This window comes from Stenotrophomonas maltophilia, assembly GCF_047497515.2.
GTDB lineage: Bacteria > Pseudomonadota > Gammaproteobacteria > Xanthomonadales > Xanthomonadaceae > Stenotrophomonas.
Genome location: NZ_JAXAXL020000004.1, coordinates 123,533 through 133,859 on the forward strand (window position 1 = coordinate 123,533; position 10,327 = coordinate 133,859).

Below are 10,327 nucleotides of genomic sequence, written 5' to 3' on the forward strand. Positions count from 1 at the left end.
TGGATACCGCCGCTGACTAGTGGCCGGGCACGGCAGCGATCCGTTGCAGCGCCTGCACGGCGCTCATCGGCTGCCACGTCTGCGCATCCGGCTGGAACCGTCGCGGCTGCACGCCCAGCACGGCCTGCAGCGGGCCGTTGTCGGCGGTCAGATCCTGCTGCAGGCGCGACACCGGACCGCGTGCGCGCGGCAGCACCGCCGCCAGTCCGCGCAGTGCACTTCCCGGCAAGGGCAACGCCAGCGTCGTTTGCGCCAGGCTGGCATGCACGCGGCGGAACATCGCGTGGTACGGCAGGCGTTCGCCACCGCCGATTTCCAGCACCCGCGCCGCCCCCGCACCGGTGGTGATGCAGGCCAGCACGGCACGCGCGATGTCATCGGCGTGTACGGGCTGGCGCAGGCCGTTCGCCAGCGGAATCGGGAACACGTGCAAGCGCAGGGCGCGCTGCACGATCGGGGTGATGCTGCGGTCGATGCCGGCACCATAGATCAGGGTCGGGCGCAGGATCGTCCATTCCATGCCGAGCCGTTCGGCCTGCGCGATCAGGCCCGCCTCGCCCCGCTGCAGCATCGCCACCACGTCCTGCTCGTCGGCCTGCGCGGAATCCTGTTTGCTCAGCACGCTCATCGAACTGGTGGCGATGACCCGGCGCGCAGGTGCGGTTGCCTGGCGGGCGAGCCAGCCGGCCAAGCCTTCCAATGGCCCGAAGCTGGCGATTGCCTGCCAGCCCGGGGTCGACACGCTGTCCAGCGCACTGGCCAGATCCCCGCACAGCCACTGCACACCGTCCTGCGCCGGTTGCAGCTGACGGCTCACCGCCTGCACCTGCACACCCGCCTGCACCAGGCGCGGCAGCAGGAAGCGGCCGATCTGGCTGGTGGCTCCGGAAACAAGGACGGTCATCGGCACTCCATGGGACGCTGCAGCGGGGCCGCACACTATAGCGAGCGCGGCAGCATCGGTTCGCTCACGGCGACGGCACCCCGATGTCACGCAGACGCTGCCGAAGTTGCTGGTAGTCACTGCTGGAGGCGGTGACGCCCAACTCGCTGGCCTGTTGCAGAGCGCGTTCGGCAAATGCCACATCGCCATTGCCCAGGCGCTCGCTGCCGATCGCCAGCCAGCGCTGCGCCAGCCGCTGGCGCGCTGCAGGCAGCCCGCCCGCAGTCGGCGAAAGCGTCTGCCAGGCCTGCAGGCAGGCCCCCGCCGCCTGCACGCGATTCTGCCGCAGGTTGTCGTCGAAGCAGCGGCGGCTGGCAGGCAACAGGCGCGTGGCCGCTGCCTTTACCCGGGGGTCGCGGGGCGCCAGTGCCTGCGCCTCGCGCAGCGCATCGAACGCACTGTGCCCGGGCGGACTGATCCATTGCCCGGCGTTTTCGGCGCGCTCGATCCTGCGCAGGTGGTCGCGCAGTTGCCGTTCGCGCTGCGCGTTGCCCACCGCCGGCTGCTGCAGCGCCTGCCGGGCCTGTTGTGCACGCTGCAGGCGCTGCACCAATTGCTGCCGCGCCGCCGACGAAGCACCCAGCTCCCCTGCCAGCGCCGCATCGCGCTGCGCGGCCTCGAACTGGAAATCCTCCGCCTGCGCCTGGCTGCGCGCCAGCACGGCCTGCAGCGCCTGCTCACGGCCACGCTGGGCGCTGGGATCATCCGGCGCTACCGCCAGCACCGCCAGGAACCCCTTCGCCGCAGCGTCCAGCTGCTGCCGCTGCAACGCCCGCTGTGCTTGCCGCAAACGCTGATCGACCGCCTGCGCCAGCGCCTCCTGGCTGGCCGGCAGATCGGCGTGGCCGGCATCAAACTGGCGTGCGCGCAGCAGCATCGCGTTGGCTTCGGCCAATTCCCCGCGTGCGGCCAGCGTGCGGGCGTGCTGCAGCAGATCGCTCAGCGCGTCCTCGCGCCCTTCCAGGGCTGGCAGGTTGTCCGGCTGCAGCGCCAGGATGCGCTGGAACAGCGGCAGCGCACTGCTGTCACCGTCATCCAGGCGCCCGGCCGCAAAGGCGTTGCGGGCCTGTGCCAGCAGGGCTCCGATGCCTGCCCCGGCGTTGCGTCGCGCCTGCAACTGGCGGGCAACCTCCTCCGCTTCACCTTGTGGCACCTGCAGGTCGCGGGCCAGCGCCAGCGCCTGCGCACTGCCGTCCAGGTCATCGTCCTGCAGCTTGTCGCGCGCCTGCTGCAGCGCCGCCGCCCCCGTGCGTGCCAGGCCCTGGCGCGCCTGCGGACGATCACCATCCAGTGCCAGCACGGCCTGGTAGCGTTCGCGCGCACCACTGCCATCGGCCGCGCTCAGGCGACCGGCGGCCAGTGCGCGATCGCCTTCGGTCAGCAACTGCTCGATCTGCGGCTCATCCCAGAACCAGTCGGCCAGCGGCTTGCGCAGCAACACCAGCAGCATGAACACCGCCAGCGCCGCGACCAGCGCCCAGCGCCAGACCCGGCGCGCATGGCGTGCCTGCAGCCACCACCAACGGCCTTCGCGGCGGACGCGGTCCAGCGCCGGATGTTCAGCGCCATGCGGGCGATGCAGAGGCTCGCGTTCCATGCGTGCAGGGTAGCCGGGGCAGCGTGAAGCTCAGCCGAGGCGACGTGCCTCGCTCACGCCCGGAAGCGCATCCAGCTTGCCCAGCAGCGTCGACAGTTGGCCGTAATCGCTGACCTTCAGCCGCAACCGCAGGTGGGCCCGGCCACTGTTGCGCACGTTGTCACTGTGGATGTCGAGCACGTAGGCGTCTTCCTGGGCAATCAGGTTGGTGATGTCCTTCAGCAGCCAGCGACGATCGACCGCATCGACCACCACGTCCACCTCGTAACCGCCGCCGGCCTGGCCCCACTCCACCGGCAGGATGCGTTGCGGGCTGGTGGCGGCCAGCCGGGCCAGCGCGACACAGTCTGCCCGATGCACGGTGACACCCCGGCTACGGGTCAGGTAGCCGACAATCGGCTCGCCGGCCACCGGCTGGCAGCAGCGTGCCAGCTGCACCAGCAGGTTGCCCACGCCCTGCACGGTGAACTTTGATTTGCCCAGGTTTTCGCGGCGCGCGGTCGGGCGCGGCAGGCTCGGTGCGGGCGCCGGCTGGCTGGCGGCACGCTCGGCCTCCAACAGCGCGCGGCTGACCTGGTTGGGGCCGGTGTCGCCCAGCGCCACCTGGATGTACAGATCATCCACGCTGTCGGCATGGAACTTCTTCGCCGCCACCGACAGGTCCGAATGCTGCAGCCCCAGCCGCTTCAGCTCGCGCTCGAGCAGCTCGCGGCCGGCCTGCACGTTGCGCGCGCGGTCCAGCTTGTGGAACCAGCTGCGCACCTTTTCACGCGAGCGGTTGCTGGCCAGGAAGCCGTTGGCCGGCATCAGCCAGTCACGGCGCGGGTCGGCCTCCTTGCCGGTCAGGATCTCGACGCGGTCGCCGCTGCGCAGGCGGTAGGTCAGCGGCACGATGCGGCCGTTGACCTTGGCGCCACGGCACCGGTGACCGACCATGGTGTGCACCTGATAGGCGAAATCGAGCGGCGTGGCGCCCTGCGGCAGGTCCAGCACCTCATCCTTCGGGCTCAGCGCATAGACCCGGTCCTCGGTCAGCTCGGCATCGAGCGCCCCGGCCAGTTCGTTGCCCTGCCCGTCCTGGGCCTGCTCCAGCAGTTGCCGCATCCAGGTGATCTTGCGATCGAAGGCCTTCTCCGCGCCCTTCCCGCCTTCCTTGTATTTCCAGTGCGCGGCCACGCCCAGCTCGGCCTGCGAGTGCATCTCGTGGGTGCGGATCTGCACTTCGATGGTGCGCCCTTCCGGGCCGACCACGGCGGTGTGCAGCGAGCGGTAGTCGTTGGCCTTGGGCCGGGCGATGTAGTCGTCGAACTCGCTCGGCACCGGCGCCCACAGCGCATGCACCACGCCCAGCGCGGCGTAGCAGGCGGCGACGTCGTCGACCATCACCCGCACCGCGCGGATGTCGTACAGCTGGTCGAACGCCAGCCGCTTCTTCTGCATCTTCCGCCAGATGCTGTAGATGTGCTTCGGGCGGCCACTGACCTCGGCCTTGATGCCCTGCGCGACCAGTTCGCGCGACAACACCTTCTTGACGTTTTCGACGTAGCGCTCGCGGGCGATGCGGGTCTCGTCCACCTCACGGGCGATGCGCCGGTAGGTTTCAGGTTCCAGATGGCGGAAGGCCAGATCCTCCAGCTCCCACTTCAGCTGCCAGATGCCCAGGCGGTTGGCCAGCGGTGCATGGATGTCGCGGGTCAGCTGGGCCAGCGCGCGGCGCTGTTCGTCGTCCAGCTTGTCAGCCGCGCGCATCCGCGCCAGCTGCCGGGCCAGCAGGATCGGCACCACGCGCAGGTCGCGGATGATCGCCAGCAACAGCCGGCGCAGGCCTTCGCTGTTGCGGCCGGCCTCGCGGCCAGCGTGCAGCGCCCATACCGGGTCGGCGGCGTCCTGGCCATCAAGCAGGCCAATCACCGCCGACGCGTGGTTGCCCAGCGGCAACGCATCCAGCTGGGCGCGCAGCCCGGGAAGATCGAACAGCAGGGCCGCGACCACCGCGCCTTCGTCGACGGAAAGCATCGACAGCGCATCAAGGGTGTCGCCCAGCACCGACCAGCTGGCGCGCATCTGGTGATCGCACTCCGGCGCTTCCCAGTGCTCGCGCAGGGCCTGGCGCAGCGGAGCGGGCAGCACCGCTGCCGAGGGACGGTTCAACAAGGCATCCAGGCCGGGGACGGAAGCGCGGTTCACAGCATCGAGCAGGCAAGACAGAGGCCCCTACACTAGCGCCGGCACCGTTCAGGGACAATCGCTGTGACGGCATCACCGGGCATCAGCACATGCCGCTACACTCGCGGGCAAACCCAGGAGAGTCCCGCCATGCCCTCGATCGCCCCGCGTTTCCGCCTACGGCTGCTGTCCTGCGCCGCGCTGCTGCTATCCCTTTCCGCGCCTGCGCTGGCCCAGCGCGTGGTCGAAGGTGACCTGCAGCAGCAGATGTCGCCGACCGAGTTCAAGGCGGCCGGCCTGGACAAGCTGAGCGCGCAGGAGCTGGCCACGCTCAACCGCTGGCTGCAGGGCAAGGTCGAGGCGGCCACCACCCAGGCCGTTGCCGCGGTGCGCGAGGAAGCCCGTGAGCAGGGGCGCCAGGAAGTGATCGTGAAGAACCGCGGCTTCTTCGACTTCGGCAGCAGCGAGCCGATCACCGGCGTACTGCAGGGTGAATTCCGCGGCTTCGGCAAGGGTCGTGTGTACGTGCTGGAGAACGGCCAGGAATGGGAGCAGACCGACACCACCAGCGTGGTCGGCGTGCGCAAGCAGTCGCCCAAGGTCAGCATCAAGCCCGGCGTGATGGGCGTGTGGTACATGAAGGTGGAAGGCGTGAACGCGCAGCCGAAGGTGCGCCGCTCCAAGTAACACCGCAGCCGCCCTGCAGCGCCGAGCATCGGCTTGGCGCTGCAGGACCGCGTTCACGCCTGGCGCAGGGCGGTTACCCGCTGCGCCAGCTTCTTCGCCGAGATGCCGGTGCGTGCGCCCAGCTCCTGCGCGAACAGTGACACCCGCAGCTCTTCCAGGTCCCAGCGCAGCGCCTGCCACTGCGGGCGTTCGTGCAGGCCCTGCGCTTGACCGTCGCGCAGCGCCTCCAGGAACGGATGCAGTTCCAGCATGCGTGCCTGGTCACGCGGCGGATCGCGCTTGGCACGTTCGGTGCGAAGGATCATCGCCTTCAGGTAGCGCGGGTACTGCGCCAGCGCGTCGGCCGGCGTATCGCGCAGGAACCCGGGATGAATCAGGCCCACCAGCTGCGCTTCCATGTCATCCAGGTTGCCACGTGCCCAGCCCATCAAGGGGGCTTCCAGCATCGGCTTCAGTTCCGCCACCAGCGCCAGGATGGTCTCGGCCAGCTTCAACCGTGACATCGCCTCGCCGAACAGGGCCTTGGCTGCATGCTCGCGGCGCTGCTCGAACGCCTGCGCATCGCGGATCTCATCCAGGCCGTCGGCCAACACCGCGTTCATCGCCGCATCGACCAGATCGCCGCGCAGGCGCTCCTGCGATTCGATGGCCGCGTACAACAGGCCGGTCTTGGCACCGACCGGCAACTGCTTGCGTGCCTGCTTGACCTTCTCGGCCAAGGCGATCTCCAGCAGGCGACGCACGCCCAGCGGATGGGCCTCCTGCGCCTGCTGGCGGTCGGCGAAGATGCGCAGCGCCACGCTGTCGCCCTCGTCCAGCAAAGCCGGGTAGGCCGGCACGCCGGCTTCACCGGGCACCTGCAGCGGAATTGGCGTGGCCGGGAACGTACGCAGGCCGTCAGCCGCCATCTCGCGCCCGGCACGCGCCGCGAAGGCATCGCCGGCACGGCCGCCGAATTTCGCGCGCAGCGCATCGAGGTCACGCGAAGTGGCCAGCACCTTGCCCTGCTCGTCGCGCAGGCGCAGGTTCATGTGCAGGTGCGGTTCGATCGAACCCGGTTCGAAATCGAGCGCGGTCACCGTCGCGCCGGTCGCGCGTGACAGGAAGCGCGCCAGCTCGCCGGTGATGGCATCGGCGCCGGGTTGCGGGAACGCCTCGAAGAAGGCGCGGCCGAAATCCGGCGCGGGCACATAGTTGCGGCGCATCGCCTTGGGCAGGCTGCGGATCAGTGCCGAGGCCTTGTCAGCGACGAAACCCGGCGCCAGCCAGCCCAGCTGCACCGGGTCCAGAGCATTGAGCAGGTGCAGCGGCACATCCAGGGTCACGCCGTCATCGTCGGCGCCCGGTTCGAAGCGGTAATGCAGCGGCAACCGCGCCTGGCCCAGCGGCAGGTACTTGGGATAGCGCTCCTGTTCGCTGCCTTCGCCGGGCAGCAGGTCGACCAGCGACCAGTGCAGGCTCTTGCGCTGTTCCGGCGCCAGCCCTTTCCACCAGGCATCCAGGCCGGCGGCCGAATGGATCTGCGGCGGGACGCGGTCCAGGTACCAGCGCGCCTGCCAGTCCTCGTCGGCGACGATGCCGGCGCGGCGCAGCTTGGCCTCTTCCTCACGGGCCAGTTCCAGCACCTTCTGGTTGTCGGCCACGAAGCTGGCGCGGGTGTTGATCTCGCCGGTCACCAGCGCCTGGCGCACGAAGATGTCGTGCGCTTCACCGGGCGCGATGCGGCCGTAATGCACCGGCTTCTTCGGCGCCAGCACCAGGCCGAACAGGCTGATCTGCTCGGACGCCAGCACCTGCCCCTGCGCACGCGACCAGTGCGGATCGAAATGCTTGCGCAGCAGCAGGTGCGGCAGTTCGGCAATCACCCAGTCCGGTTCGATCGCGGCCAGGGTCATGCCCCAGATTTTCTGCGTATCCAGCAGATTGGCCACCAGCAGCCACGGCGGCGGTCGCTTGGACAGCGCTGAGCCGGGGAACGGCAGGAACCGGCGTTGCCGCGGGGCCTGGAAATCCCCCTTCTCGGTGCGATGACCGACCTGCGTCGGCAGACCGGCGATCAGGGCACGGTGCAGGGTCTGGTAGGCGCTGGCGCGCACGCGCTCACTGAAACCACCACCGGCCGGTGCCTGCTCCTTCTGCGCACGCACGGCCACCGGGGCCGGAGCGGCCTCGGTCTTGCCTTCGCGGGCCAACCGCGCCGCACGGTGCAGCTGGCCACGGGTGGCCTTCACCGCGGCCGCATCGTCCCGCGCCGGCGCAGGCGCACTGCTGCCGGCCAGCAGCGGCGCCATCGATGCCTCGCTGGCTTCTTCCTTCCAGCCCAGCTCCTCGCACTGCAGGCGCAGCTGGCGATGCAGCTCGCGCCATTCGCGCATGCGCAGGAAACCCAGGAAATGGCGGCCGCACCAGTCGCGCAGCTTGGACTGGGTCAGGTCTTCATGGGCCTGCCGGTAGGCGTCCCACAGGCGCAGCACGCCGACGAACTCGGAGCGGCCATCGGCAAACTGCGCATGCGCGCTGTCGGCCGCGCCGCGCGCCTCGGCCGGACGCTCGCGGGGGTCCTGGATGCCCAGGAACGAGGCGATCACCAGCATCGGCCGCAGGCAGCCGGCGGCCTGCGCGGCCACCAGCATGCGCGCCAGCTTCACGTCCACCGGCAGGCGTGCCATCTGCTTGCCGATCGCGGTCATGCGCCGCTCGGCGTCGATCGCGCCCAGCTCGGTCAGCTGCTGCCAGCCATCGGCCACCGCACGCTCGTCCGGTGCTTCCAGGAACGGGAAGTCCTCGATGCGGCCCAGGCCGAGCTGCAGCATGCGCAGGATCACCCCGGCCAGGCTGGAACGACGGATTTCCGGGTCGGTGAATTCCGGCCGCGCCTGGAAATCAGCTTCCGCGTAGAGGCGGTAGCAGATGCCTTCGGCGATACGGCCGCAGCGGCCCTTGCGCTGGTTGGCGCTGGCCTGCGAGATCGGCTCGATGTGCAGGCGGTCCAGCTTGTTGCGCGGGCTGTAGCGCTTGACGCGGGCCAGGCCCGGATCGACCACGTAGCGGATACGCGGCACCGTCAGCGAGGTTTCGGCCACATTCGTGGCCAGCACGATGCGCCGGTTCGGGCCGGGGTTGAACACCCGGTCCTGGTCCTGGTTGGACAGCCGCGCGTACAGCGGCAGCACTTCGGTATTGCGGTATTTGCGGCGCTCCAGCGATTGATGCGCGTCTCGGATCTCACGTTCGCCAGGCAGGAAGATCAGCACGTCGCCGCGCGCATCCAGGCGGGTGATCTCGTCGATGGCCGACACGATGGCATCGTTGACGGTGCGCTCGCCCTGGTCTTCGCCCTCGCCTTCCAGCGCGCGGTAACGCACGTCCACCGGGAAGGTGCGGCCCTCGACGCTGATTACCGGCGCATTGTCGAAATGCTCGGCGAAACGACCCGTATCGATGGTGGCCGAGGTGACGATCAGCTTCAGGTCCGGGCGCTTGCGCAGCAGTTGCTTCAGGTAGCCCAGCAGGAAGTCGATGTTGAGGCTGCGTTCGTGCGCTTCGTCGACGATGATCGTGTCGTAGTTCGACAGCCAGCGGTCACTGGCGATCTCCGCCAGCAGGATGCCGTCGGTCATGAACTTGATGCGGCTGTCGTCGCTGACCTTGTCGTTGAAGCGCACCTGGTAGCCGACCAGCTGGCCCAGTTCGCTCTGCAGTTCCTGCGCCACGCGGCTGGCCACCGCACGTGCGGCAATCCGTCGCGGCTGGGTGCAGCCGATCATGCCGGCCTGGCCACGGCCTGCGGCCAGGCACAGTTTGGGCAGCTGGGTGGTCTTGCCCGAGCCGGTTTCACCGGCAATCACCACCACCTGGTGGTCGCGGATCAGCTTGATGATCGCGTCGGCTTCACGCGCAATCGGCAGCTGCGGGTCCAGAGTAATGGATGGCTGCTGTTGCGCCCGCATCTGCCGGCGCTGCACCGATGCCTGCAAGGCCTGCTCGAAGGTGGCGGCCAGCGCCGCATCCTGTGGCTTGGCCTGGCAACGCGAGAGCATTCCCAGCAGACGGCCCCGGTCGCGGCTCATGGCGCCGTCGATGGCGGCACGCTGCTGGCGCAGGCGGGGCGATGGATTTTTATCGATAGAGTTCATCAATCGGTTCGTTCAAAACTTTGAAAGCGACCAGTCATCACGACCGGTTTATTGTGAAGGCCAACGATTCCACAAGGAGGAACCCCATGGCGAAGACCAAGAGCACGACCAAGGCCAAGACCGGCAAGCAGAAGCTTGCAGCGGCGGCACCGTCGGCACCGAACATCGATATCGGGATCACCCAGGGCGACCGCAAGAAGATCGCCGACGGCCTGTCGCGCTTCCAGGCCGATGCGTTCACGCTCTACCTGAAGACGCACAACTTCCACTGGAACGTGACCGGGTCGATGTTCAACTCGCTGCACACCATGTTCGAGACGCAGTACACCGAGCAGTGGGCGGCACTGGACGACGTGGCCGAGCGCATCCGCGCGCTGGGCTTCAATGCCCCGGGCTCCTACCGGGAATTTGCTGCGCTGACCTCGATCGCCGAGGAACCGGGCCTGACCGACAGTGCGGACTGGCGTGAAATGGTACGCCAGTTGGTGGTCGCCAACGAAGCGGTCTGCCGTACGGCACGTGAAGTGCTGGACGTGGCGGCCAAGGGTGACGATGCCCCGACCGAGGATCTGATGACCCAGCGCCTGCAGACCCACGAGAAGTACGCCTGGATGCTGCGCTCGCTCCTCCAGTAAGGGTTTGGGGGTTCGGCAGGGCTGCGCCCTGCACCCGCGGTAGTGCCGGCCGCTGGCCGGCAACAGCAAAAGCTGGCTTCCTGTGGGTAGGCGGGGTGGGACCGGTGGCAGGGGACGCCGTAAACCCGTCCATGGGGGCTTGGCCGCGGCATCCATGCCGCGG

General features: G+C 68.9%; 6 protein-coding genes. 2 read left to right on the forward strand and 4 right to left on the reverse strand.

Annotated elements, in window-relative coordinates; all coding sequences use genetic code 11:
- Positions 1–16: 16 nt before the first annotated feature.
- The 3 genes from ACMZPQ_RS09075 to ACMZPQ_RS09085 form a co-directional block, all read right to left on the reverse strand.
- The gene (locus tag ACMZPQ_RS09075) at positions 17–904 is read right to left on the reverse strand and encodes an SDR family oxidoreductase (RefSeq protein WP_197583469.1); all 888 of its coding nucleotides are present in this window, start codon (positions 902–904) and stop codon (positions 17–19) included.
- A gap of 64 nt (positions 905–968) precedes the next feature.
- Complete coding sequence (locus ACMZPQ_RS09080; RefSeq protein WP_197583467.1) at positions 969–2,540, reverse strand: hypothetical protein; 1,572 nt, start codon at positions 2,538–2,540, stop codon at positions 969–971.
- A gap of 30 nt (positions 2,541–2,570) precedes the next feature.
- Positions 2,571–4,727, reverse strand: coding sequence for a bifunctional (p)ppGpp synthetase/guanosine-3',5'-bis(diphosphate) 3'-pyrophosphohydrolase (locus ACMZPQ_RS09085; protein ID WP_197583466.1), 2,157 nt, complete (start codon positions 4,725–4,727; stop codon positions 2,571–2,573).
- A gap of 129 nt (positions 4,728–4,856) precedes the next feature.
- Between ACMZPQ_RS09085 and ACMZPQ_RS09090 the strand changes: the two genes are divergently transcribed.
- Positions 4,857–5,393, forward strand: coding sequence for a hypothetical protein (locus ACMZPQ_RS09090; protein ID WP_197583465.1), 537 nt, complete (start codon positions 4,857–4,859; stop codon positions 5,391–5,393).
- A gap of 53 nt (positions 5,394–5,446) precedes the next feature.
- On the opposite strand, the gene hrpA is transcribed toward ACMZPQ_RS09090, so the two are convergent.
- On the reverse strand, positions 5,447–9,529 hold the full coding sequence (gene hrpA / locus ACMZPQ_RS09095; protein ID WP_197583464.1) for an ATP-dependent RNA helicase HrpA: 4,083 nt from the start codon (positions 9,527–9,529) through the stop codon (positions 5,447–5,449).
- Between the two features lie 86 nt (positions 9,530–9,615).
- On the opposite strand from hrpA, the gene ACMZPQ_RS09100 reads away from it, so the two are divergent.
- Positions 9,616–10,164 (forward strand): Dps family protein, encoded by a 549-nt coding sequence (locus tag ACMZPQ_RS09100; protein ID WP_006439098.1) that lies wholly within the window; start codon positions 9,616–9,618, stop codon positions 10,162–10,164.
- Positions 10,165–10,327 lie beyond the last annotated feature (163 nt).

What these genes read in the sequence shown, in the direction of transcription:
- hrpA (WP_197583464.1), bottom strand. Translation starts at nt 9,529, where the DNA reads ATGAACTCTATCGATAAAAATCCATCGCCCCGCCTGCGCCAGCAGCGT.
- ACMZPQ_RS09075 (WP_197583469.1), bottom strand. Translation starts at nt 904, where the DNA reads ATGACCGTCCTTGTTTCCGGAGCCACCAGCCAGATCGGCCGCTTCCTG.
- ACMZPQ_RS09100 (WP_006439098.1), top strand. Translation starts at nt 9,616, where the DNA reads ATGGCGAAGACCAAGAGCACGACCAAGGCCAAGACCGGCAAGCAGAAG.
- ACMZPQ_RS09080 (WP_197583467.1), bottom strand. Translation starts at nt 2,540, where the DNA reads ATGGAACGCGAGCCTCTGCATCGCCCGCATGGCGCTGAACATCCGGCG.
- ACMZPQ_RS09090 (WP_197583465.1), top strand. Translation starts at nt 4,857, where the DNA reads ATGCCCTCGATCGCCCCGCGTTTCCGCCTACGGCTGCTGTCCTGCGCC.